The following is a 23,177-nucleotide window of genomic DNA, read 5'->3' on the forward strand; positions in this document are numbered from 1 at the left end:
CGCCCCATCGCGGCGCAGCCACGAGCGCTGCCGCAGGCGGGTCGTCGTGCAGGCACCGCCGGCGGCGCGCGACGCTCGCGCCACGGCAGAACCCTGCGGCCCTCCCGATCGGGGAGCCGCTCCTCCTTCACCACCGCGGGCCAGCGACGTCCCGATCAGCCATCACCCCCGTGAGGACGGTTCCCATGGCCTCCGCCCAGCCCTCGACCCCGGCCCGCGCCGTGCCCTTCCTGGGCATGCCGCCGGCGCAGGGGATGTACGACCCGGCCGCCGAGAAGGACGCGTGCGGTCTCGCGATGGTCGCCACCATGCGCGGCACCGCCGGCCACGACATCATCGACGCCGCGCTGAACGCGCTGCGCAACCTCGAGCACCGCGGCGCCGTCGGCTCCGACGCGGGAACGGGCGACGGCGCGGGGATCATCACGCAGATCCCGGACGAGTTCCTCCGCGCGGTCGCTCCCTTCGAGCTCCCGCCGCTGGGCCAGTACGCGGTGGGCAACGCCTTCCTCCCGGTGGACGTGTTCGAGCGCGAGCGGGTCAAGTCGACGATCGCCGACATCGCCCGCGAGGAGAACCTCGCCGTGGTCGGCTGGCGGTCCGTGCCCGTGCAGCCCGACGAGATCGGCACGCTCGCCCGGGCCGCCATGCCGGCGATCGAGCAGCTGTTTATCCGGAGCGAGCTGACCGACGAGAGCGGCACGCCCCTCTCCTCCGTGCGCCTCGACCGCCTGACCTTCCGCCTGCGCAAGCGCGTCGAGCGCGAGCTCGAGGTCTACTTCATGTCGCTCTCGAGCCGCACGCTCGTCTACAAGGGCATGGTGACGACGCTCCAGCTGGAGCCGTTCTACCCGGACCTGTCCGACGAGCGCTTCGCGTCGAAGCTCGCGCTGGTGCACTCCCGGTACTCCACCAACACCTTCCCCTCGTGGCCGCTCGCTCAGCCGTTCCGGATGATCGCGCACAACGGCGAGATCAACACGGTGCAGGGCAACCGCAACTGGATGCGCGCGCGCCAGTCGCAGCTGAAGAGCCGCGAGCTGGGCGACCTGGCCCCGCTGTTCCCGATCGTCTCGCCCGGCCGCAGCGACTCCGCCTCGTTCGACGAGACCGTCGAGCTGCTCAATCTGGCCGGCCGGTCGCTCCCGCACGCGATCATGATGATGGTGCCGGAGGCCTGGGAGAACCAGGACGGCGCGCTCGACCCGAAGCGCCGCGCGTTCTACGAGTACCACTCGATGCTCATGGAGCCGTGGGACGGCCCGGCCGCGATCGTCTTCACCGACGGCGAGCTCGTCGGCGCCACCCTCGACCGCAACGGGCTCCGACCCGGCCGCTACGTCGTCACCGACGACGGGCTCGTGGTGCTCGCCAGCGAGATCGGCGTGCTCGACATCGACCCCGCGAAGGTGGTCCGCAAGGGACGCCTGCAGCCCGGCCGCATGTTCCTGGTCGACACCGAGCAGGGCCGCATCGTCGAGGACGAGGAGATCAAGGGGCAGCTCGCCGCCTCCGGTCCGTTCGAGGAGTGGCTCGAGAAGGGCCGCATCAACCTCAAGGACCTCCCCGAGCGCGAGCACATCGTGCACACGCCCGCCTCGGTCAACCGCCGCCAGCGCACCTTCGGCTACACCGAGGAGGAGGTCCGCCTCCTCCTGCTGCCGATGGCGCGCGCTGGTGCGGAGCCGCTCGGAGCGATGGGCTCGGACACCCCCGTGGCCGTCCTGTCCAAGCGCCCCCGCCTGCTCTTCGACTACTTCACGCAGGCCTTCGCGCAGGTGACGAACCCGCCGCTGGACTCGATCCGCGAGGAGGTCGTGACCTCGCTCCGCCTGGGCCTCGGCCCCGAGCGCAACCTGCTGACCGCCGGTGCCGAACACGCGCGCCAGGTCGTCCTCGACTTCCCGGTCATCGACAACGACGAGCTCGCGAAGATCCAGCACATCGCGCCGCGCCCGCTGAGCCACATCACCACGACGATCCGCGGCCTCTACCGCGTCGACGCGGGACCCCGCGCGATGCAGGACCGCATCGACGAGATGTGCGACGAGGCCGACGAGGCCATCGCCGCGGGAGCGCAGTTCCTGGTGCTCTCGGACCGCGACTCCACCAAGGACCTCGCGCCGATCCCCTCGCTGCTGATGCTCGCCGCCGTGCACCACCACCTCATCCGCACCGAGAACCGGATGCGAGTGGGGCTCGTGGTCGAGGCGGGCGACGTCCGCGAGGTGCACCATGTGGCGACGCTCATCGGCTACGGCGCCTCCGCGGTCAACCCGTACCTGGCGATGGAGACCTGCGAGGACCTCGTCCGCAGCGGCATGCTGTCGGACGTCTCGCCGGAGAAGGCCGTGAAGAACGTGATCAAGGCGCTCGGCAAGGGCGTGCTGAAGATCATGTCCAAGATGGGCATCTCCACCGTGTCGAGCTACGCCGGGGCGCAGACCTTCGAGGCCGTCGGCCTCAGCCAGGCGTTCGTCGACCAGTACTTCACCGGCACCGTCTCGAAGCTCGGCGGCATCGGCATCGACGTCGTCGCCGAGGAGAACGCCGCGCGTCACCGCGCCGCGTACCCCGAGGACGGCGCGATCGTCGCGCATGAGCGCCTGGCGGTCGGCGGCGAGTACCAGTGGCGCCGCGACGGCGCCCCGCACCTGTTCAACCCGGACACGGTGTTCCGCCTGCAGCACTCGACGCGCAACCGCCGCTACGACGTCTTCCGCGAGTACACGAAGATGGTCGACGACCAGGCGAGCTCGCTGATGACCCTCCGCGGCATGTTCAAGCTCGACACCGCGGGGCGCACGCCGATCCCGATCGACGAGGTCGAGCCGGTCGAGGCGATCGTCAAGCGCTTCTCGACGGGCGCGATGAGCTACGGCTCCATCTCGCCGGAGGCGCACGAGACGCTCGCCATCGCGATGAACCGCCTCGGCGCCAAGTCGAACACCGGCGAGGGCGGCGAGGACACCGAGCGGCTGCTCGACCCGGAGCGCCGCTCCGCGATCAAGCAGGTCGCCTCGGGCCGCTTCGGCGTCACGAGCATGTACCTCACCCACGCCGACGACATCCAGATCAAGCTCGCCCAGGGTGCCAAGCCCGGCGAGGGCGGTCAGCTCCCGCCCACGAAGGTGTACCCGTGGATCGCGCGCACCCGGCACGCGACCGCCGGCGTCGGCCTGATCTCGCCGCCGCCGCACCACGACATCTACTCGATCGAGGACCTGAAGCAGCTGATCTTCGACCTCAAGCGGGCGAACCCGTCGGCGCGCATCCACGCGAAGCTGGTCAGCCAGTCGGGCATCGGAGCGGTCGCCGCCGGCACCGCGAAGGCCCTCGCCGACGTGATCCTCGTCTCGGGTCACGACGGCGGCACCGGCGCGAGCCCGGTGAACTCGCTCAAGCACGCGGGCACGCCCTGGGAGCTCGGCCTGGCCGAGACCCAGCAGACGCTGATGCTCAACGGCATGCGCGATCGCGTGGTCGTGCAGGTCGACGGCCAGATGAAGACCGGTCGCGACGTCGTCATCGGCGCGCTGCTCGGGGCCGAGGAGTTCGGCTTCGCGACGGCCCCGCTGATCGTCGAGGGCTGCATCATGATGCGCGTCTGCCACCTCGACACCTGCCCGGTGGGCGTCGCGACGCAGAACCCGGAGCTGCGCCAGCGGTTCTCCGGAAAGCCGGAGTTCGTCGTCAACTTCTTCGAGTTCATCGCCCAGGAGGTGCGCGAGTACCTCGCGCAGCTCGGCTTCCGGAGCGTCGACGAGATCGTCGGACACCGCGAGCTGCTCGACGTCGACCAGGCGATCGAGCACTGGAAGGCGAGCGGGCTCGACCTGACGCCGATCCTCGTCGGACCGGTCTTCACGGCGGAGGAGCCGCGCCGCCACGGCCGCGCGCAGGAGCACGAGCTCGAGCACCACTTCGACAACGAGCTGATCCGCCTCGCGGCGAACGTGCTCGACCACCGCGGCACCGTGCGGATCGAGCGCGAGATCAAGAACACCGAGCGCGCCGTCGGCACCATGCTCGGCCACGAGGTCACCGTCCGCTTCGGCGAGAACGGCCTGCCGGCCGACTCCATCGTCGTATCGCTCCGCGGCTCGGCCGGGCAGTCGCTCGGAGCGTTCCTCCCCGCCGGCATCACGCTGCGGCTCGAGGGCGACTCCAACGACTACGTCGGCAAGGGCCTCTCGGGCGGCCAGATCGTGGTGCGGCCGGACCGCCGCAGCACCTTCGACGCCTCGACGAACGTGATCGCGGGCAATGTGATCGGCTACGGGGCGACCCAGGGCACGATGTTCATCCGCGGGATGGTCGGCGAGCGCTTCCTGGTCCGCAACTCCGGCGCCACCGCGGTGGTCGAGGGAGTGGGCGACCACGCGCTCGAGTACATGACCGGCGGCCTGGCGGTGATCCTCGGCGAGACCGGGCGGAACCTCGGCGCCGGCATGTCGGGCGGCACGGCCTACATCCACGGCCTGCGCCGCGAGCTCGTGAACCGCGACGCGATCGCCTCCGGCGAGCTGACCCTCTCCGAGCTCGGCAGCGCCGACGTGGAGATCCTTCGCGACCTGCTCGAGCGGCACGTCGCGGAGACCGAGTCGACCCTGGCCCAGGGGATGCTCGACGATTTCGACGGAACGGTCTCGCGTTTCGTCAAGGTACTGCCCCGCGACTTCGCCGCGGTGCTCGCGACGCGCGCATCCGCTGTGGAGGAGGGGCTCGACCCCGACGGCGACGTCGTCTGGGGACGGATTCTGGAGGTGACCGGTGGCTGATCCCAAGGGGTTCCTGAAGGTGCAGGACCGGGAGCTGCCCAAGCGGCGTCCCGTGTCCGTCCGCCTGATGGACTGGAAAGAGGTCTACGAGCAGGGCGACTCCGCCGTGCTGCGCCGGCAGGCGGGCCGCTGCATGGACTGCGGCATCCCGTTCTGCCACAAGGGCTGCCCGCTGGGGAACCTGATCCCCGAGTGGAACGATCTGATGTGGCGCGGCGAGGGCCGCCAGGCGATCGAGCGCCTGCACGCGACGAACAACTTCCCGGAGTTCACGGGCCGGCTCTGCCCGGCGCCGTGCGAGTCGTCCTGCGTGCTCGGCATCAATCAGCCCGCCGTCACGATCAAGCAGATCGAGGTCTCGATCATCGATCAGGCCTTCGGCAACGACTGGGTGCAGCCGCACCCGCCGGAGCGCCTGACCGGCAAGACCGTCGCGGTCGTCGGCTCCGGCCCGGCGGGGCTCGCCGCCGCTCAGCAGCTCACCCGCGCCGGGCACACCGTCGCGGTCTACGAGCGCGACGACCGCATCGGCGGCCTCCTGCGCTACGGGATCCCGGACTTCAAGATGGAGAAGAAGCACCTCGAGCTCCGCCTGAACCAGATGAAGGCCGAGGGCACCCGGTTCCGCGCGGGCGTCGACATCGGCTCCGACATCACCTGGGACGACCTGCGGGCGCGCTACGACGCGGTCGTGGTCGCCACCGGTGCTCTCGTGCCGCGCGACCTGCCGATCCCGGGTCGCGACCTCGACGGCGTGCACTTCGCCATGGAGTACCTCGTGCAGTCGAACCGCGCGATCGCGGGCGACCGCGTCTTCGAGCAGATCTCGGCCGAGGGCAAGCACGTCGTCGTCCTGGGCGGAGGCGACACCGGAGCGGACTGCATCGGCACCGCCCACCGCCAGAAGGCCGCGTCGGTCACGAACCTGGCGATCGGGCAGCAGCCGCCGTCGCAGCGCCCGGACAGCCAGCCCTGGCCGATGGACCCGACCGTGTTCGAGGTCTCGAGCGCCCACGAGGAGGGCGGGGAGCGGATGTTCCTCGCGTCGACCGTGGAGTTCCTCGCGAACGAGGGCGGCGAGGTCCGCGCGGTGCGCGTGGCCGAGACCGAGTACCTCGACGGGCGCCGCGTCCCCAAGGCGGGCACCGAGCGCGAGATCCCGGCCGACCTGGTCCTGCTCGCCCTCGGCTTCACCGGCCCGGAGGCGGACCACCTCGGCCGCCAGCTCGACGTCCCCTTCACCGAGCGCGGCAACGTCGCGCGCGGCGACGCCTTCGAGACCACCGTCCCCGGCGTCTTCGTGGCCGGCGACGCCGGGCGCGGCCAGTCCCTGATCGTCTGGGCGATCGCGGAGGGCCGCTCCGTCGCGGCCGAGGTCGACCGCTACCTCGAGGGCACGACCCAGCTGCCGGCGCCGGTCGGCCCCAACGACCGGGGCTTCACGCTCTAGTCCCCGGGACGCGATAGTCTCGGCCCGCCAGCAATCAGCTCACCCTCCCCGCTAACGACGCGCCTCCGGGCGCAGAACAACGGAGCACCCCCTCAATGAGACGAGCGAAAATCGTCGCCACCCTCGGCCCGGCAACGTCGTCGTACGAGACCATTCGTGCGATCATCGACGCCGGCGTGGACGTGGCCCGCATGAACCTCAGTCACGGAAGCTACGACGTCCACGAAGGCATCTACCGCATCGTGCGGAAGGCCGCGGACGACGCCGGGCGCGCGGTCGCGATCCTCGTCGACCTGCAGGGTCCGAAGATCCGCCTCGGCAAGTTCGAGGGCGGCCCGTACGCCCTCGCCGAGGGCGACGTCTTCACCATCACCACCGAGGACGTCCTCGGCACGCGCGAGCTCTCGGGCACCACGTTCAAGGGCCTCCCGGACGACGTGAACCCGGGCGACATGCTCCTCATCGACGACGGCAAGGTCGCTGTCCGCGTCACCGCCGTCGAGGGCCCCCGGGTCGTCACCGAGGTCGTCGTCCCCGGCAACGTCTCGAACAACAAGGGCATCAATCTGCCCGGTGTCGCGGTCAACGTCCCCGCCCTCTCCCAGAAGGACGAGGACGACCTCCGCTGGGCGATCCGCCTCGGCGCCGACATCATCGCCCTCTCCTTCGTGCGCAACGCCAGCGACATCGAGCGCGTGCACGAGATCATGGCGGAGGAGGGCCGCAAGGCTCCCGTCATCGCCAAGATCGAGAAGCCGCAGGCGGTCGACAACCTGCAGGAGATCATCGACGTCTTCGACGGCATCATGGTCGCCCGCGGCGACCTCGGCGTCGAGCTGCCCCTCGAGGCGGTGCCGATCGTGCAGAAGCACGCCGTCGAGCTCGCCCGCCGCTGGGCGAAGCCGGTCATCGTCGCGACCCAGATGCTCGAGTCGATGATCGAGAGCCCCCGCCCCACGCGGGCCGAGGCCTCGGACGTCGCGAACGCCATCCTCGACGGCGCGGACGCGGTCATGCTCTCGGGCGAGACCAGCGTCGGAGCCTGGCCCGTCGTCACCGTGCAGACCATGGCCCGCATCGTCGAGTCCACCGAGGAGCACGGCCTGGAGCGCATCCCCCCGCTGGGGAGCAAGCCCCGCACCCAGGGCGGATCCGTCACGCTGGCCGCCGCCGAGGTCGCGGAGTTCGTCGAGGCGAAGTTCCTCTGCGTGTTCACGGAGTCGGGCGACTCGGTCCGCCGCATGACGCGCCTGCGCCACGGCATCCCGATCATCGGCTTCACCCCCGAGCCGGCCGTCCGCCGCCGCATGGCGCTGAACTGGGGCGTCCAGTCCTTCGTCACGCCGCGCGTCAACCACACCGACGCGATGTTCGCGCAGGTGGACGCGGTGCTGCTCCGCGAGGGCCTCGCCCAGGCGGGCGAGACCGTGGTCGTCGTCTCCGGATCGCCCCCCGGGCGCGCCGGCACGACGAACGACATGCGGGTGCACATCGTCGGCTCGTCCAGCTCGGCCGACAGGGCCGAGAACTGGGACCACTGAGTCCAGCACCCTCCGGAGGGCCCGGTCGCGCGAGCGGCCGGGCCCTCCGGCGTTCCCCGGCGGCCCGCGTGGCGGGACGCGCCTCCGCGGGCGGATACCGTGGACCCATGCGACTCGGCGTGCTCGACATCGGCTCCAACACGGTCCACCTGCTCCTCGTCGACGCGCACCCCGGCGCCCGCCCGGTGCCCTACCGCTCGCACAAGCGGAGCCTCGCTCTCGTGGCGCACCTCGATGAGGCGGGGGAGATCACCGAGCGTGGCCAGCGCGAGCTGATCGCGTTCGTGACCGAGGCCGCCGAGGTCGCCCGCGAGCACCGCGCGGAGGACCTGCTGGCGTTCGCGACCTCGGCGATCCGCGAGGCCGGCAACGGCGCGGCGGTCCTCGACCGGGTCCGCGCCGAGACGGGCGTGCACCTCCAGGAGCTCGGCGGCGAGGCCGAGGCGTCGGCCACCTTCCTCGCCGTGCGCCGCTGGTTCGGCTGGGGCGCGGGCTCGATCCTGGACCTCGACATCGGCGGCGGCTCGTTCGAGCTCTCGATGGGCGTGGACGAGGTGCCCGAGCTCGCCGTGTCGGTCCCGCTCGGAGCGGGGCGGGTGACGCGGGACCTGCTGGTCGGCGATCCCGCCTCGGCCACGAGCGTGAAGGCCGCCCGGCGTCACGCCCGCGAGGTGCTCGCGGAGCCCGTCCGCGGCTTCCTCGCCCTGGGGCGCCCCGACCTGGTCGCAGGCACGTCGAAGACCTTCCGGTCTCTGGCGCGGATCACCGGCGCCGCTCCGAGCGCCGCCGGTCCGCTGGTGCGCCGCGAGCTGCACCTGGTCGACCTCCGGCTGTGGTCCGCCCGCCTCGCCGCGATCGGCGCGGCCGATCGCTCAGCGCTGCCCGGCGTCTCCGCTCTGCGGGCTCCGCAGCTGCTCGCGGGCGCTCTCGTCGCGGAGGCGGCCATGGACGCCCTCGGCATCGAGACGCTGGTGATCTGCCCCTGGGCCACCCGCGAGGGGCTGATCATCCGCCGCTTCGAGCTGCTCGACGCGCAGATCCAGCGCGCGGACGTTCAGCTCAGCGCGATGCTGTAGGACAGCGACCGTCGGCCGCCCGGCTCGAGGACGACCTGGCGCGGCTTGTCGACGATGTCGCCGTCCCAGCCCTCGGGGGTCGGGACGCTCCGCCACGGCTCGAGGCAGACGAACGGGGCCCCGACGGGCTTCCACACGCCGACCACGTCGAAGTCCCCGGTGTCGACGACGATCGCGCGGGCGGCGCCGTCGGCCTCGAGCCGGAGGGTCCGCCGGCGCGGCTCGTCGAAGATCATCACGCCCTCCTCGAAGTGCGCGTCGTCCACTGTCAGGACCCCGTCCTCGAGCGGCGCCGGGTGGCGCGCCTCGAGCAGCAGGTTCTCCGGAGCGCGGCGGTACCCCTCCGGCTCGGGCTGCGCGAAGCGGATGCGGTGCTCGCCGCGGCCCTCGGGCAGCGGCAGCGCGAAGGCCGGGTGGTTGCCGAGCGAGAAGCCCAGCGGAGAGGGACCCCTGTTCTCGACGGTCTGGGTGATCCGGAGCGAGGCGCCGGTCACGGCGTAGGCGATGAGGAGCGTCCAGTCGAAGGGGAACACCGCGCGCGTGGCGTCGTCGCTCCGGAGCCGGAACACCGCCTCGTCCGCCGAGACGCCCGCGAGCTCGAAGACCCGGTCCCGCGCGAAGCCGTGCTGCCCCATCCGGTGGTCCGCGCCGTCGTGGTGCAGCGTGTCGCCGGGGAGGCGCCCGATGATCGGGAACAGGACGGGAGCGTGCCGGCGCCACTCCGGGCCGGCCTGCCACAGGTACTCGCGGCCCTCGTCGTCGCGGAGGGACGTCATCTCGGCCCCGGCGGTCGTCAGGGCGAGGCGCAGGCTCTCGCTGCCGAGGGTGAGGACGGTGGGCGCGGGGGAGTCGCTGCTGGTCATCCTCCGATTCTGCCCGTCACGCGGTGCGGGCGGGGGTGTCGGCGGCGCGTGGCAGCATGGGGCGGTGCCTCCCGAGTCGACCCCCTCCTCCTGGCGCGCCCGCGTCGGCGAGCTCAGCGGAGCCGCCGAGACCGAGTCGCCGACCGTCCTCACTCCGATCGGGCTGCAGTTCGAGCTGCGCCGGCTGGTGCGCCGGGCCGACGATCCGTGGCGGGCGCCGGCGAGCGAGCGCGTCACGGCGAAGACCTACGACCCCGACGAGCGCCGCGACCACCGTCTGGCCACCCGCCCCGCCGTCCGTGGGCGCGGGGGCGCCTGGAACCGCACCACCCTCACCTGGAAGTCGCTGAACTTCCAGACCCACCGGCTCTCGCTCGACCCCGCTCACCAGCGCTGGTTCGCCGAGTTCGCGGCTCTGCACCGCGCCACGCGCACCGTCCACCTCGGGCAGGACCCCGACTGGATCCACCTCGACGACTACGAGAGCCCACTGCTCTGGCGGCTGCTCGAGCAGGCGCAGGCCGCCGGGATCCCGCTGCTCGCCCCGGAGAAGGGCGCGGTCCGTCTCGCCGGTCCCGCGCATGTGGCGGTGACGGTCTCGGCGGAGGAGGGAGCGCTCCGGCTGCGGCCCGTCCTGCGGATCGACGGCGCGGAGCACGCGCCCGAGTCGGCGCGTCCGGTCGCCCGGCACGGCGTCTACGCGGTCGAGGGCGGCGATCCGTCCTCGCTCCTGCTCGCGCCCGCGTCCCTGCCCTTCGACGACGAGGAGCTGCGGCTCCTCGACCACCCCGAGGAGACGGAGGTCCCGGCGGAGGACGTGCCCGAGTTCGTCGGCGAGCACCTCCCCGCCCTCCGCGGCCGCGTCGCGGTGCGCGAGGAGGGCGTCGACCTCGTCCTGGACGATCCGGAGCCCCCGCGCCTGGTCTGCACGGTCTCGTTCGAGCCGCGGCGCGCCGTCAGGGTGGGCTGGCACTGGCGCCGCTCGCCCGATCGCGCGGGCGAGCTCGACGGCACGGCCGACGCGGCTCTCGAGCGCGCGGTGCTCCGCCGGGTGCGCTCGGTGCTCGGCGAGGCCGGGTCCGCTCTCGTGCCGGAGCCGGGGACGAGCGCGGTCCTGCGCGGGGCCGAGGCGGCGGTGTTCGTGGTGGAGCAGCTCCCGCAGCTGGAGGGGATCGGCGGGGTCCGGATCGAGCGCGAGGGCGCGGCCCCGGACTACCGCCTGCTGACCGGACCGCTCACGCTCACCATCACCGCGGTCGACACCGAGAGCGCCGACTGGTTCGACCTCGGCGTCGTCGTGACCATCGGCGACGCGACCGTGCCGTTCCTGCCCCTCTTCCGCGCTCTGGCCGCGGGCGGCGACCGCATCCGCCTGGTCGACCACTCCTACCTCTCGCTCGCGCACCCCGGCCTCGACCGGCTCCGGGAGCTGCTGACCCGGGCGGACGAGCTCGAGGAGTGGGAGACGGGACCGCGGCTCGGCCGGCACCAGGCCGGGCTGTGGAACGAGCTGGAGGAGCTCGCCGACGAGAGCGTCCCCTCCGACGCGTGGCGCGCCGTGCTCGACTCCGCGCTGGCCGCCGGGTCGCCGGAGGACGTGGAGCCGCCGGAGGGCCTGACCGCCCGGCTGCGTCCGTACCAGCGGGCGGGCTACGCCTGGCTCGTGCACCGCCTCCGTCACGGGCTCGGCGGGATCCTGGCCGACGACATGGGCCTCGGCAAGACCCTGCAGGCGCTGGCCATGATGCTCGACGCGGTCGAGGAGGCGGGCCGCGCCGGGATCCGCCGCGCGCCGTTCCTCGTGGTCGCCCCCACCTCGGTCGTGCCGGGCTGGCGCTCGGAGGCCGAGCGCTTCGCGCCCGCCCTGCGCGTCCACGTCGTCGCGAGCTCGCGGGAGGGCGCGCTCGACGCGATCCCGGCCGACGCGGACGTGGTCCTCACCAGCTACGCGGTCCTGCGCCTCGGCGGCGAGCGCTGGGCGTCGAGGACGTGGTCGGCGCTGATCCTCGACGAGGCCCAGTTCGTCAAGAACCCCGCCTCGCAGACGCACCGGGCCGCCCGCGGGGTCGGCGCGCCCGTCACGCTCGCGCTCACCGGCACACCGCTGGAGAACTCGCTCGACGAGCTCTGGGCGGTCCTCGCCCTGGTGGCGCCCGGGCTCCTGCCGCCGCTGCGCCGCTTCCGCGAGGAGTACACCCGGCCGATCCTGCACGCGGAGGCGCCCGTCGGCATCGCCTCGCCCGATCTGTCCGAGGGACGGACCGTCAGCCACACCGAGGGCGCGCGCCGCCGCCTCGAGAGACTGCGCCGGCGACTGCGTCCGTTCCTGCTCCGCCGCACCAAGGAGGCGGTGGCGCCGGAGCTCCCCGAGAAGCAGGAGCAGACGATTGAGGTCGCGCTGACGCCCGCCCACCGGGTGCTCTACGACGGCTACCTCCAGCGCGAGCGGCGGAAGCTCCTGGGCCTGGTCGACGACCTCGACCGGCAGCGCTTCACGGTGTTCCGATCGCTCACCCTCCTGCGCCTGCTCGCGCTCGACGCGTCCCTGGTCGACCCGGCCTACCGGCACGTCCCGTCCGCGAAGCTCGACGTGCTCGTCGAGCAGCTCGACGACGTGATCGCGGAAGGCCGTCGGGCCCTCGTCTTCAGCACCTTCACGTCGTACCTGGAGCGGGCGGGGGAGCGGCTGCGTCGGCGCGGCATCCCGTTCGTGCAGCTCGACGGCTCCACGCGGGACCGCGCGGGAGTGATCGAGGAGTTCCGCTCGGGAGCCGCGCCCGTCTTCCTGATCAGCCTGAAGGCGGGCGGCACCGGGCTCACCCTCACCGAGGCCGACCACGTCTTCATCCTCGACCCGTGGTGGAACCCGGCGGCCGAGGCGCAGGCCGTCGACCGCGCGCACCGCATCGGCCAGGAGCGGCGGGTGAACGTGTACCGGCTGGTGGCGACGGACACGATCGAGGAGAAGATCGTGCGCCTCCAGGAGCGCAAGGGCCGCCTCAGCACGGCGGTGCTCGACGAGGGCGAGCTCTTCGCCCGGGCGCTGTCGGCCGACGACGTCCGCGAACTGCTGGCCGAGTGACCACGGCCCCACGAAGGGTGACAGAACGGCCAGCCGCGGCCCAGGATCCGAGCGCACACTGAGCGGATGAGACGCCGCCGCCCCCGCCCCCGCGCCGACTGGATCGTCGCCCTCGAGAAGGGCGACGACGCCGGGCTCTTCGGACCGGGCAGCGCGGTCTGGGCGGTCAACGGCGGCCTGCCCACGATGATCGCCGGAGTGCGGGCTCTGCTCATGCAGACCCTCCACGCCGGAGCGATGGCCGGTGTGCACGACCACTCCCGCTACCGCGAGGACCCGATGGGCCGCCTCGACAACACGGTCCGCTGGGTCCTGACCACCAGCTTCGGCGACACCGCCGCGGCGAGCGGAGCGGCGCGCTGGGTGACCGGCGTGCACGAGCGGATCGTCGGCTCCTACGAGGACGCCGGCGGGCGTGAGCGCTCCTACTCGGCGCAGGACCCCCGCCTGCTGCTCTGGGTGCACGACGCCTTCACCGACGCGTTCCTCGGCGCCCACGAGATCTGGGGCGGACGGATCCCCGGCGGCCCCGACGCCTACGTGCGCGAGTGGGCCGCCTCCGGCCGGCTGCTCGGAGTGGAGGATCCGCCCGAGAGCGTCGCGGAGCTCCGCGCGCAGCTCGCCGGATTCGCCGGCGAGCTCAAGCCCGACGCACGCGTGCACGAGGCGGTCGGCTTCCTTCGCGACATCCGGCTGCCGGGCGAGGCGGGCGTGGTCTACCCGCTGCTGTTCGCTGGCGCGGTCGCCTCGCTCAGCCCCGAGGTGCGGAGGCTCCTGGGTCTCCGGCGCCCGTGGTGGCCCGCGATCACGGCGAACCGCCTGCTGTTCGTGTTCCTGGGCCGGTATCTCGGCCGGGTCTCGCCGAGCGAGCAGGCCGCGATCGACCGCATCGCCGGCCTCGACCAGGTGCGCACCGGCGCCTGACGCTCTTCCCGTACACCTGTCCGGGAAGTGGTAGACTGACACCGATGACTCCCGCCCGCCTCGCCTCCGTGCCCGCGGCGGAGTCCCCCTCGGCGCTCGGCTCCGCCGATCCGCGAGCCCGGCGCACCCGCCGCCGCGTGTTCGACGCGGTCGAGCGGCTCGTCATGCAGAGCGACGGCGAGAGGGCCGAGGGCATCGCGGTGAGCGACATCGTGCGCGAGGCCGGGATCAGCCGCAGCTCGTTCTACGCCCACTTCGACGACGCGGCGGGAGTCGCCTCCGCGCTGCTCCGCCAGGACCTCGTGGTCGCCGACGTCGCCGAGGGCGATCCCGCCGACCGCTCCGGAGCCGACGCCCTGCAGCGCGGCTACTCGCGGCTCGTCGAGCGGCTGGTCGACCGCCACGCCTTCCATGCCCGGCTCCGCGCGCGGGCCTCCGCCCGGGTCGCCTCCGACGACGCCGTGCTCGACACGGCGCTCGCCCTGCACCGCGAGGTGCTCGCCCGGGTCGACGTCCCCGCCGCGGTCGACCCCGAGCTCACCGCGGTCTTCGCGGCCGGCGGCGTCCTCTCCGTGGTCGGCGCCTGGCTCGCCGGCTCCCTCGACGGCACCGACGAGGAGCTGGTCGAGCACCTCGTCGCGCTGCTCCCGGCCTGGCTCGCCGCGGCGCCGCTGCGCCCCCTGGACTCCTCACTCCCACCACGCCCCACGACGAAAGGCACGACATGATGACATTCGAGGTCGGCGAGACCCTGGTCTACCCGCACCACGGAGCGGTGACGATCACCGGGCTCGAGAAGCGCTCGGTCAAGGGCGTCGAGAAGACGTTCATGACGATGAACGTGCACACCAGCGAGCTCACCATCACCCTCCCCGTCGAGAACGCCGAGCTCGTCGGCGTCCGCGAGATCATCGACGACGCCGGAGTCCAGGCGGTCTACGACGTCCTGCGCAGCGACGTCGCGGAGGAGGCCAGCAACTGGTCCCGCCGCTTCAAGGCCAACCAGGAGAAGATGGCCAGCGGCAGCGTGTACCGCGTCAGCGAGGTCGTCCGCGACCTGTGGCGCCGCGAGCAGGCCGGCGGCGTCTCGGCCGGCGAGAAGCGGATGCTCCTCAAGGCGCGTCAGATCCTCGTGTCGGAGCTCTCGCTCGCCCTGAAGGGCACCGACGAGGAGGCCTCGGCCAAGCTCGACGAGGTCCTCGCCTCGGCGATCTGACCCCGCGTCGCGGCGGGTCGGCTCACTCGGGCCGGCACGCCGCGATGATCCTCGCGGCGACCTCGTCCTGCGAGGCGGAGCCGTCGATCCGCACCAGGAGCTCGCGCTCGTCGTAGACCTCCGCCAGAGGAGCCGTCTCGCGCTCGTAGACCTCGATCCGGTTCCGCACCACCTCGGGGTCGTCGTCGGCGCGGTCCTGCTCCTGCGCCCGCACGTGCAGCCGTTCGAGGACCACGTCCGCGTCGGCCGTCAGCAGCACGACGCACGAGAGCGGCGTGCCCCGCTCCTCGAGGAGCTCCGCCAGCGCGTCCACCTGGGCGAGCGTGCGCGGGTAGCCGTCGAGGATGAACCCGTCCCGGGCGTCCTCCTCGGCGATGCGCTCGGCGACCAGGGCGTTCGTCAGCTCGTCCGGCACGTACTCGCCGGCCTCCACGAGCGCCCGCAGACGCCGTCCGAGGTCGGTGCCGTCGGCGACGTGCGCGCGGAACAGATCGCCGGTGGAGATCGCCGGCACCCCCAGCTCGCGCGACAGCACGGCCGCCTGGGTGCCCTTGCCCACGCCGGGCGGGCCCATCATGATGACGCGCATCGCTCGTCCTCCTCGGTGTCGTCAGGCGATGCTAGCGGTGCGGAGCGGCGTGGCCGGTGCACACCGCGCCCGTAGGCTGGCGGGACGAGCCGAGGAGGAGCGATGCCCGCAGCACCCGGGGCCGAGCAGGCCGCCGCCGATCTGGCCGCGCTCCTGCGCCAGGTCTCCGCCGAGCTCGACGCCCGCGGCATCGCCGACCAGGCCGTCGCCGAGCTGCGGACGCCGCGCGCGATCCTCGGCTTCCGCCGCAAGCCGGTGATGGCGCCGGTGACCCGCGCGTGGCGCCTCGGCGTGGTGCTCCTCGGACGCGAGGGCGAGCTCCTCGCGACGGGCTCGGTCACGCGTGCCGTCGCTCCGCTGCACGCCAACAACCAGTCCGAGTCGCAGGAGGCGCGCCGCGAGATCCGGCGCGCCGCCTTCGACGGTCCGTTCCAGGAGGGCGAGATCGTCAACTACGGCTGGCGGCGCCTCGCACTCGACGCCGCAGCGCTCGAGTCGGGCCAGGAGCCGCTGGCACTGCGCGGCTCCGAGGTGCTCGTGCGCTGGGCGCCCGGTCTGAGCGAGCAGGGACTGATGCCGCTGCGCCGGTACCTGGCCGACCGCCTCGACCTCCTCGAGGCCGACTAGCGCCGGGTCACTCCTCCTCGGCCACCGGGTGGAACCACGGCGGGTAGACGGCGACGCGGGGAGAGGCGTCGATGCCCTCGAAGAGAGCCTTGACGCGGTTGCGGGCGGCGACCGACGCCACGCCGACCGTCGCGACGCCCTCGAGCGGGAAGCGCTCGGGCACGAGCGCCTCGGCGCTGCGCAGGGCCGGCTCGTCGACCAGGAGGCGCGCGAAGGTGCGCACGAGCGCGTCGCCCTCGGTGAAGCGCGTGAGGACGTGGGAGGCGTCGCCGTCGCTCAGGACCGGGGCGGAGGCGAGCGAGCCCACGAGGACGACGTACTGCGAAGCGGTGGTCTCGTGGGCGCTCGGCGACCAGTGCGGAGCGACCCGCTCGCCGCGCAGGTCGGCCCAGAGGGCGGCGTCGGGGGAGAGGAAGAAGGGCACGAAGCCGGCGACGCTGACGCCGTCCTTCACCTGCACGGCACGGCGGTGCTCGCGGGTGGTCTCGGCGCTGACGTCGATCGCGGGGCGCTCCTGGAGCTGCTGGTCCGCCAGGATCGCGCCGGCGGCGACGATCGCCTCGAGGTTGTCGAGGTGGGTGACGTGGTAGATCCGCTGCGCGGCGATGTCGACCTTCGGCAGGGGCTTCTCGCGCGCCGTGCCGCGGGCGGCGGCACGGGCGGTGGCCGCACGGGAGGTCCCGGGCACGCGCGCGGGGGCGCGGGTGGCACGGCCGACCTGCTCGGGGAGCTTCTTCGGGGTGCAGACGTCGCAGAGCGCGATGTCGAGGCCGTGGATGCATTCGGTGGGCACTCTGGATTCCTTCTGCGCGCGGGCTCGGGGTTCCGCCGCAGGGACGACGTTACGCGACCGGGGCCCTCGCGCGTCCCGGCGGCGGGGATCTGCGGAGCCGCGGCGTCCGCCCGGGCATCCTCTGGGAGGCGCCGGAGCACCGCTCCCCGCCGCGTAGCGTGAGCGGGATGAAGCGCGTGCCGCCCGCCGAGAGCCAGGAATCCGTCTGGGACTACCCGCGACCCCCGAGGGTCGAGACCACCGCCGAGCACGTGGTCGTGCGGCTGGGCGGCGTCGTCGTCGCCGAGACCCGCGACGCTCTCCGCGTCCTCGAGACGAGCCACCCTCCCGTCTACTACCTCCCCGTGTCCTCGTTCGCGCCCGGGGCGCTCGAGCCCGCGCCCGGCCGCAGCATCTGCGAGTTCAAGGGCGCGGCCTCCTACCTCACCGTGCGCGGGGGAGGAGGAGCGGTCGCGGAGGCGGCGGGCTGGACGTACCCCGAGCCGATGGACGGCTTCGAGGCCCTCGTCGACACGGTCGCCCTCTACCCCGCCCGGATGGACTCCTGCACGGTCGACGGCGAGGCGGTCCAGCCGCAGCCGGGCGACTTCTACGGCGGCTGGATCACCTCGCGCGTGGTCGGTCCGTTCAAGGGCTCGCCGGGCACGATGTTCTGGTGAATCAGACGGGGGAGGGCGGACCGAGCGGGTCCTGGACGAGGACCGCTCGTGCGGCGTCGATCCCCGAGGCCTCCAGCGTCCATTCCGGCCGCACCAGGGTCTCCGGTGTGACGCGGAACCGCAGCTCCTCGACCGACATACCGTCCGGACCGACGATCCGGTGCGTCCCGTTCGGCCGGTAGCCGAGGGCCTCCGAGACCCGGATCGAGCGGGTGTTCCAGGCGAGAGCGGCGCTCTCGGCGACCTCGGCTCCGAGGTGGTCGAAGGCGAGGAGGAGGACGGCGGCGCGCATCTCCTGCCCGAGGCCGCGGCCCTGCGCCGAGCGGGTGAGCCACGAGCCCGAGGTCAGGGTGCGGGTGGCGGCGAAGGACTCGGCGACCACGTCCTGGCAGCCGACGACCCGGCCGTCCTCGACCACGGCGAACGCGACGCGCCACGACTCCCGCGTCGTCTGCGCGCGCTGCGACCAGTGGAAGCGGGCGAGCTCGCCGGGCAGGCGCTCCGCCGGCGCCTCGGCCCAGGGGGAGGGGAACGGCGAGCGGCCGCTCTCGTGCACGCCCGCGAGGGCTGCCTCGGCGAGAGGGCCGAGGTCGGCGTCGCGGACCGGATGCAGCTCGAGCCGCGGCGTGCGCAGCTCCAGCGAGAACAGGGGCCAGGGGTCGGTGCTCATCCGACGACGCTAGCGAGCGGAGGCGCGCACCGCGCGACCAGGCGGGTACCGGTGGTGGGACTCGAACCCACAAGCCCTCTCGGACAGAGCATTTTGAGTGCCCCGCGTCTGCCATTCCGCCACACCGGCTCATCACCAGCCCGTCGAGAATACCGTAGGCTCATCGGCGTGACTGACCAGGAACCCTCGTCGACCGCACCCCGTCGGGTCGTCGTCGCCGAAGACGAATCCCTCATCCGCCTCGACATCGTGGAGATCCTCCGCGACAACGGCTTCGAGGTCGTCGGCGAGGCCGGCGACGGAGAGACCGCTGTGGCCCTCGCCACCGAGCTGCGCCCCGATCTCGTCATCATGGACGTCAAGATGCCCCAGCTCGACGGCATCTCGGCGGCCGAGCGCCTCTCGAAGGCGCACATCGCGCCCGTCGTCCTGCTCACCGCCTTCAGCCAGAAGGAGCTCGTCGAGCGCGCCAGCGAGGCCGGAGCGCTCGCCTACGTCGTGAAGCCCTTCACGCCCAACGACCTGCTGCCCGCGATCGAGATCGCCCTCTCGCGGTACGCCCAGATCCTCACCCTCGAGGCCGAGGTCGCCGACATGGTCGAGCGCTTCGAGACCCGCAAGCTCGTCGACCGCGCCAAGGGCCTGCTCAACGAGAAGATGGGGCTCACCGAGCCCGAGGCGTTCCGCTGGATCCAGAAGGCCTCCATGGACCGCCGGCTCACCATGCACGACGTCGCGCAGGCGATCATCGAGCAGCTGAGCACGAAGAAGGCCTAGCGCGAGGCCGGGCCCGAGGGCCCACGGCCTCAGGGCCAGAGGCGGGTGCGCTCCCACGGGGAGCCGCCCGCCTCCTTCGTTCCCGGGCGGTACTCGAGACGGGTGTGATCCTGCTCCGGCGCGGTCGAGCCCTGCCAGAACTCGATGCGCTCGGGCACGACGCGGTAGACGGCCCACTCCCGGTCGAGCGTCGCGGGCGAGCAGCCCACGGCGACGCTGGTCTGGAGCGTGACGAGGCCGAAGTCCTGCGCGCTGCGCATCGGCTCGCTCTGGCGTCCGACGAGCAGGGCGGTGCGAGCGGCCTCGGAGCGGCGGCGGAAGTCGTCGGCCGACTCCTGCGCGGAGGCGCGCTCAACCCGGCCCTCGACCCGGACCTGACGGCCCTGGACCGGCCAGAAGAAGGTCAGCGCGGCGTGCGGGTTCTCCTCCATGGCGCGTCCCTTGGGGCTGGTGGCATGGGTGGAGAACGCCCAGCCCGCCTCGTCGATCTCGCGCAGCACGAGCACGCGCGCCGAGACCGTGCCGTCGTCGGAGGCGGTGGAGAGCGTGGCGCCGTGGGGGAGGAGCTGGCCAGCGTCCTTCGCCTCCTCGAGCCACTGCGCGAACAGCTCGAGAGGATCGGCCGGAGCCGCCTCCGCATCGAACGAGGGCAGCTCGGAGGGCATGGACGGGAGGCTCTTGAGGAGATGGCGAAGGCTCATCCGCTCAGTGTCGCCCTTCGGGCACCACCGGGCACAGTCGCGCGCCGTCGCTTGACAGTGCCGCTCGCCGCGGTGCCGGGTCCCCGAGCGGCGCGGCCGACCGGTCGATCCCCCGTCGCTCGCAGGCGCGGGCGGTCCCGACGGCGGTCGCGGTCCTGGGCGCGGTCGTCGCCCTCCGCTCCCGCGAGGGGGACCCGTCCGCTCCCGTCAGCGGGCGTCGCGGATGATGTTGGTGATCCGCACGGTGGAGAGGCGGCGCCCCTCCTGGTCGCGCACGACGATCTCGTGGGTGGTGAGGGTGGAGCCCAGGTGGATCGCGTCGCAGGTGGCGATCACGAAGCCCGAGTGGACCGACCGGCTGTGGCTCGCGTTCAGCTCGATGCCCATCGCCAGGCGGCCCGCGCCGGCGTGCACGTTCGCCGCGATCGAGCCCATCGACTCGGCGAGCACGACGTGTGCGCCGCCGTGCAGGATGCCGACCGGCTGCCGGTTGCCCTCGACGGGCATCGAGGCCACCGAGTGCTGCGGGGTGAGCTCGTGCCAGAGGATCCCCATCCGCTCGGCGAGCTCGCCCATGCCGCGGCCGATCCCGGCGACCAGGTCGAGCGCGGGCGGGCGGATCCAGGCGGTCGTGGTGGGGGTCGGCTCGGTCACGTCGCTCCTCGCGCTGGAGCCTCGGAGCGGCCCTGACCGGCGGGCGCGAGCGGGCCGATCCGGTGTCGGAGGCGCTGTGTAGTCTGGCCCTGTGTCAGATCCGGAACAGCCTACCCTCCTGCTCGTCGACGGCCATTCCCTGGCGTTCCGGGCGTTCTACGCGCTCCCGGTCGACAGCTTCCAGACCCGCGAGGGCCAGCACACGAACGCCATCCACGGCTTCCTCTCGATGCTGATCCTGCTGCTGAAGAACGAGAAGCCGACCCACCTCGGCGTCGCGTTCGACATCTCCCGCTACTCGTTCCGCACCCGCGAGTACCCGGAGTACAAGGGCACCCGCGGCGAGACGCCGCCCGAGTTCAAGGGCCAGGTCCCCCTCCTCGAGGAGGCGCTGCACGCCATGAACATCCGGACCGTCTCGAAGGAGGACTTCGAGGCCGACGACATCCTCGCGACGCTCGCGCGCCAGGGGGCCGAGGCCGGCTTCCGCGTGCTGGTCGTCTCGGGCGATCGCGACACCATCCAGCTGGTGACCCCGGACGTCACCCTGCTCTACCCCTCCACCCAGGGCGTCTCGCAGCTCACCCGCTACGACCGCGACAAGGTGTTCGAGAAGTACGGCGTCGAGCCGCACCAGTACCCCGAGATCGCCGCCCTCGTCGGCGAGACCAGCGACAACCTGCCCGGCGTCGACAAGGTCGGCCCCAAGACGGCCGCGAAGTGGGTCAACCAGTACGGCACGGTCGCCGACATCATCGCCCACGCCGACGAGATCAAGGGCGTGGTCGGCGAGAAGCTGCGCGAGCAGAAGGAGAACGCGCTCCGCAACCGCCGCCTCAACCGGCTGGTGACGGACGTCGAGCTCCCCCTCGGGCCGCACGATCTGACGCGCCGTCCGATCGATCCCGACGCGGTCCGCGAGATCTTCAGCCGCCTCGAGTTCAAGACCCTGCAGGAGCGGGTCCTCACGATCGCCGCGGAGGAGGGCGTCGACGGCGCTGCCGCGGCCCTGGCGGGCGACGTGGTCACGACCTCCGCACCCGCCGTCCGCACCCTGGTCGACGAGGAGCTCGCGCACTGGCTCGACCGCGTGTCGGCGAAGGGCACCGCGCCGGTCGCCGTGCACGTCCTGCTCGGAGCCGGCGGGCTCGAGGGTGTGGGCCTCGCGGTCGAGAAGGAGACGGCGTTCGTCCCGTGGGCCGCCGAGCGGCCCGACTACACCGCGCTCGAGCAGTGGCTGGCCGGGCCCGCCCCCAAGTACTTCGCCGACGCGAAGCCCCAGATCAAGGCGCTGCGGAGGGCCGGACTCCCCGTCGCGGGGCTCGCGTTCGACACCCGCGTCGCCTCCTGGCTGGTGCAGCCCACCGGGCATCCGGCCACGCTCGCGGCGCAGGTCGCGCAGCACCTCGACGAGACCATGGCGCAGGGCGACCCGAACCAGCTGGTCCCCACCGTCGAGCCGATGGGGCCCGCCACCGAGGCCTGGTACGCGTACCGGCTCGTCGCTCCGCTGCGCGAGCGGCTGGGCGAGGGGATGCTCTCGGTGCTCGTCGACATCGAGCTGCCGATCGTCCAGGTCCTCGCGACGATGGAGCTCACCGGCGTCGCGATCGACGCCGACGTGCTGGCGCGCCTCCGCGCCGAGCTGACCGTCTCGGCCGCCGACCTCGCGAGCCGCGCGTTCGCCGAGATCGGCCACGAGATGAACCTCGGCTCGCCCAAGCAGCTGCAGCAGGTCCTCTTCGAGGAGCTCGACATGCCGCGCACCCGGGCCACGAAGACGGGCTACACCACCGACGCCTCCGCCCTCGCCGACCTGCAGGAGTCCCACCCGCACCCGTTCCTCGGGCTGCTCCTCGAGCACCGCGACGCGACCAAGCTCAAGCAGATCATCGAGACGCTCGAGAAGTCGGTCACCGCCGACGGCCGGATCCACACCAGCTACGACCAGACCGGCACGGCCACCGGCCGGATCTCCTCCAACGACCCGAACCTGCAGAACATCCCCGTCCGCAGCGAGGTGGGCCGCCGCATCCGCACCGCCTTCGTCCACGGAGCGGAGGCGAGCACCCTCCTCACCGCCGACTACTCGCAGATCGAGATGCGGATCATGGCGCACCTCTCCGGGGACGCCGGGCTGATCGAGGCCTTCCACTCCGGCGAGGACCTGCACCGCTTCGTCGGATCGCGGATCTTCGGCGTCGATCCGGGCGACGTCACCTCGGCCATGCGCAACAAGGTCAAGGCGATGTCCTACGGCCTCGCCTACGGCCTGAGCGCCTTCGGCCTGTCGAAGCAGCTGCGCATCTCGAGCGCCGAGGCCAAGCAGCTGATGACCGACTACTTCGTCCGCTTCGGCGCGGTGCGCGACTACCTCCGCAGCGTCGTCGAGCAGGCCCGCGAGACCGGCTACACCGAGACGATCTTCGGACGCCGGCGTCCGTTCCCCGACCTGCAGAGCGCGAACCGCGTCCTCCGCGACAACGCTGAGAGGGCGGCACTCAACTCGCCGATCCAGGGCTCGGCCGCCGACATCATGAAGCGCGCGATGATCGGCGTGCAGGCCGACCTCGACGAGCAGGGGCTCGGCTCTCGGATGCTCCTCCAGGTGCACGACGAGCTGATCTTCGACGTCGCCCCCGGCGAGGAGGAGCCGCTCGAGGCGATCGTCCGCGGCCGGATGGCGGGTGCCGCCGACCTGAGCGTCCCGCTCGAGGTGCAGGTGGGCCACGGGTCCGACTGGGACGTCGCCGCGCACTGAGCCGGCCGCAGGG

General features: G+C 72.7%; 18 protein-coding genes and 1 tRNA gene. 12 read left to right on the forward strand and 7 right to left on the reverse strand.

The window, feature by feature from the left end:
* The first annotated feature begins 185 nt into the window (after positions 1–185).
* From gltB to C5C35_RS11595, 4 genes are all read left to right on the forward strand, one after another.
* A complete protein-coding gene (gene gltB, locus C5C35_RS11580; RefSeq protein ID WP_104221865.1) occupies positions 186–4,781 on the forward strand; it encodes a glutamate synthase large subunit in 4,596 nt (1,531 codons plus the stop codon).
* A complete protein-coding gene (locus tag C5C35_RS11585; RefSeq protein ID WP_104246790.1) occupies positions 4,774–6,231 on the forward strand; it encodes a glutamate synthase subunit beta in 1,458 nt (485 codons plus the stop codon). The genes gltB and C5C35_RS11585 overlap by 8 nt, the downstream gene beginning before the upstream one ends.
* Before the next feature lie 95 nt (positions 6,232–6,326).
* Positions 6,327–7,772: a pyruvate kinase gene (gene pyk, locus C5C35_RS11590; RefSeq protein WP_104221869.1), complete on the forward strand. Its 1,446-nt coding sequence runs from the start codon at positions 6,327–6,329 to the stop codon at positions 7,770–7,772.
* A 107-nt stretch (positions 7,773–7,879) separates the two neighbouring features.
* Positions 7,880–8,848, forward strand: coding sequence for an exopolyphosphatase (locus C5C35_RS11595; protein ID WP_104246791.1), 969 nt, complete (start codon positions 7,880–7,882; stop codon positions 8,846–8,848).
* On the opposite strand, the gene C5C35_RS11600 is transcribed toward C5C35_RS11595, so the two are convergent.
* Positions 8,827–9,711 (reverse strand): aldose 1-epimerase family protein, encoded by an 885-nt coding sequence (locus tag C5C35_RS11600; RefSeq protein WP_104260725.1) that lies wholly within the window; start codon positions 9,709–9,711, stop codon positions 8,827–8,829. The genes C5C35_RS11595 and C5C35_RS11600 overlap by 22 nt on opposite strands.
* 64 nt (positions 9,712–9,775) lie before the next feature.
* Between C5C35_RS11600 and C5C35_RS11605 the strand changes: the two genes are divergently transcribed.
* The 4 genes from C5C35_RS11605 (at position 9,776) to C5C35_RS11620 (ending at position 14,933) form a co-directional block, all read left to right on the forward strand.
* Positions 9,776–12,793, forward strand: coding sequence for a DEAD/DEAH box helicase (locus tag C5C35_RS11605; protein ID WP_104263168.1), 3,018 nt, complete (start codon positions 9,776–9,778; stop codon positions 12,791–12,793).
* A gap of 66 nt (positions 12,794–12,859) precedes the next feature.
* Positions 12,860–13,717: an oxygenase MpaB family protein gene (locus tag C5C35_RS11610; RefSeq protein WP_104263169.1), complete on the forward strand. Its 858-nt coding sequence runs from the start codon at positions 12,860–12,862 to the stop codon at positions 13,715–13,717.
* A 44-nt stretch (positions 13,718–13,761) separates the two neighbouring features.
* Positions 13,762–14,445: a TetR/AcrR family transcriptional regulator gene (locus tag C5C35_RS11615; RefSeq protein WP_104221877.1), complete on the forward strand. Its 684-nt coding sequence runs from the start codon at positions 13,762–13,764 to the stop codon at positions 14,443–14,445.
* A complete protein-coding gene (locus tag C5C35_RS11620; RefSeq protein ID WP_068257183.1) occupies positions 14,445–14,933 on the forward strand; it encodes a CarD family transcriptional regulator in 489 nt (162 codons plus the stop codon). Before C5C35_RS11615 ends, C5C35_RS11620 begins: the two co-directional genes overlap by 1 nt.
* A 22-nt stretch (positions 14,934–14,955) precedes the next feature.
* Here C5C35_RS11620 and C5C35_RS11625 read toward each other — a convergent pair whose 3' ends face one another.
* The gene (locus tag C5C35_RS11625; protein WP_104221879.1) at positions 14,956–15,522 is read right to left on the reverse strand and encodes an adenylate kinase; all 567 of its coding nucleotides are present in this window, start codon (positions 15,520–15,522) and stop codon (positions 14,956–14,958) included.
* Between the two features lie 102 nt (positions 15,523–15,624).
* On the opposite strand from C5C35_RS11625, the gene C5C35_RS11630 reads away from it, so the two are divergent.
* Positions 15,625–16,149, forward strand: a complete 525-nt coding sequence (locus C5C35_RS11630) for a hypothetical protein (RefSeq protein WP_104263170.1) — start codon at positions 15,625–15,627, stop codon at positions 16,147–16,149.
* Between the two features lie 7 nt (positions 16,150–16,156).
* On the opposite strand, the gene C5C35_RS11635 is transcribed toward C5C35_RS11630, so the two are convergent.
* Positions 16,157–16,942, reverse strand: coding sequence for a DarT ssDNA thymidine ADP-ribosyltransferase family protein (locus C5C35_RS11635; RefSeq protein WP_104221883.1), 786 nt, complete (start codon positions 16,940–16,942; stop codon positions 16,157–16,159).
* A gap of 167 nt (positions 16,943–17,109) precedes the next feature.
* On the opposite strand from C5C35_RS11635, the gene C5C35_RS11640 reads away from it, so the two are divergent.
* Positions 17,110–17,601 carry a DUF427 domain-containing protein gene (locus C5C35_RS11640; RefSeq protein ID WP_104263172.1) on the forward strand — a complete coding sequence of 164 codons (492 nt, stop codon included), beginning with the start codon at positions 17,110–17,112 and terminating at the stop codon, positions 17,599–17,601.
* A 1-nt stretch (position 17,602) separates the two neighbouring features.
* Here C5C35_RS11640 and C5C35_RS11645 read toward each other — a convergent pair whose 3' ends face one another.
* Both C5C35_RS11645 and C5C35_RS11650 read right to left on the reverse strand, forming a co-directional pair.
* A complete protein-coding gene (locus C5C35_RS11645; protein ID WP_104260731.1) occupies positions 17,603–18,271 on the reverse strand; it encodes a GNAT family N-acetyltransferase in 669 nt (222 codons plus the stop codon).
* 46 nt (positions 18,272–18,317) lie between these two features.
* Positions 18,318–18,400, reverse strand: a tRNA-Leu gene (locus C5C35_RS11650).
* A 39-nt stretch (positions 18,401–18,439) separates the two neighbouring features.
* Here C5C35_RS11650 and C5C35_RS11655 point away from each other — a divergent pair.
* Positions 18,440–19,048, forward strand: coding sequence for an ANTAR domain-containing response regulator (locus tag C5C35_RS11655; RefSeq protein WP_104221889.1), 609 nt, complete (start codon positions 18,440–18,442; stop codon positions 19,046–19,048).
* Positions 19,049–19,077: 29 nt separating this feature from the next.
* On the opposite strand, the gene C5C35_RS11660 is transcribed toward C5C35_RS11655, so the two are convergent.
* Complete coding sequence (locus C5C35_RS11660; protein ID WP_104263173.1) at positions 19,078–19,749, reverse strand: pyridoxal 5'-phosphate synthase; 672 nt, start codon at positions 19,747–19,749, stop codon at positions 19,078–19,080.
* Positions 19,750–19,956: 207 nt separating this feature from the next.
* Complete coding sequence (locus tag C5C35_RS11665) at positions 19,957–20,403, reverse strand: PaaI family thioesterase (protein WP_374953047.1); 447 nt, start codon at positions 20,401–20,403, stop codon at positions 19,957–19,959.
* A gap of 91 nt (positions 20,404–20,494) precedes the next feature.
* Between C5C35_RS11665 and polA the strand changes: the two genes are divergently transcribed.
* Complete coding sequence (polA, locus tag C5C35_RS11670) at positions 20,495–23,164, forward strand: DNA polymerase I (protein ID WP_104263174.1); 2,670 nt, start codon at positions 20,495–20,497, stop codon at positions 23,162–23,164.
* Positions 23,165–23,177: the final 13 nt, after the last annotated feature.

Origin of the sequence: Rathayibacter sp. AY1F8, assembly GCF_002932165.1 — a bacterium.
GTDB lineage: Bacteria > Actinomycetota > Actinomycetes > Actinomycetales > Microbacteriaceae > Rathayibacter.

Excerpts from the sequence above, each read along its gene's own strand:
- C5C35_RS11595 (WP_104246791.1), top strand. The coding sequence starts at position 7,880 with ATGCGACTCGGCGTGCTCGACATCGGCTCCAACACGGTCCACCTGCTC.
- C5C35_RS11620 (WP_068257183.1), top strand. The coding sequence starts at position 14,445 with ATGACATTCGAGGTCGGCGAGACCCTGGTCTACCCGCACCACGGAGCG.
- C5C35_RS11660 (WP_104263173.1), bottom strand. The coding sequence starts at position 19,749 with ATGAGCCTTCGCCATCTCCTCAAGAGCCTCCCGTCCATGCCCTCCGAG.
- pyk (WP_104221869.1), top strand. The coding sequence starts at position 6,327 with ATGAGACGAGCGAAAATCGTCGCCACCCTCGGCCCGGCAACGTCGTCG.
- C5C35_RS11625 (WP_104221879.1), bottom strand. The coding sequence starts at position 15,522 with ATGCGCGTCATCATGATGGGCCCGCCCGGCGTGGGCAAGGGCACCCAG.
- C5C35_RS11640 (WP_104263172.1), top strand. The coding sequence starts at position 17,110 with ATGAAGCGCGTGCCGCCCGCCGAGAGCCAGGAATCCGTCTGGGACTAC.
- C5C35_RS11610 (WP_104263169.1), top strand. The coding sequence starts at position 12,860 with ATGAGACGCCGCCGCCCCCGCCCCCGCGCCGACTGGATCGTCGCCCTC.
- C5C35_RS11630 (WP_104263170.1), top strand. The coding sequence starts at position 15,625 with ATGCCCGCAGCACCCGGGGCCGAGCAGGCCGCCGCCGATCTGGCCGCG.
- C5C35_RS11600 (WP_104260725.1), bottom strand. The coding sequence starts at position 9,711 with ATGACCAGCAGCGACTCCCCCGCGCCCACCGTCCTCACCCTCGGCAGC.
- C5C35_RS11645 (WP_104260731.1), bottom strand. The coding sequence starts at position 18,271 with ATGAGCACCGACCCCTGGCCCCTGTTCTCGCTGGAGCTGCGCACGCCG.
- gltB (WP_104221865.1), top strand. The coding sequence starts at position 186 with ATGGCCTCCGCCCAGCCCTCGACCCCGGCCCGCGCCGTGCCCTTCCTG.
- C5C35_RS11615 (WP_104221877.1), top strand. The coding sequence starts at position 13,762 with ATGACTCCCGCCCGCCTCGCCTCCGTGCCCGCGGCGGAGTCCCCCTCG.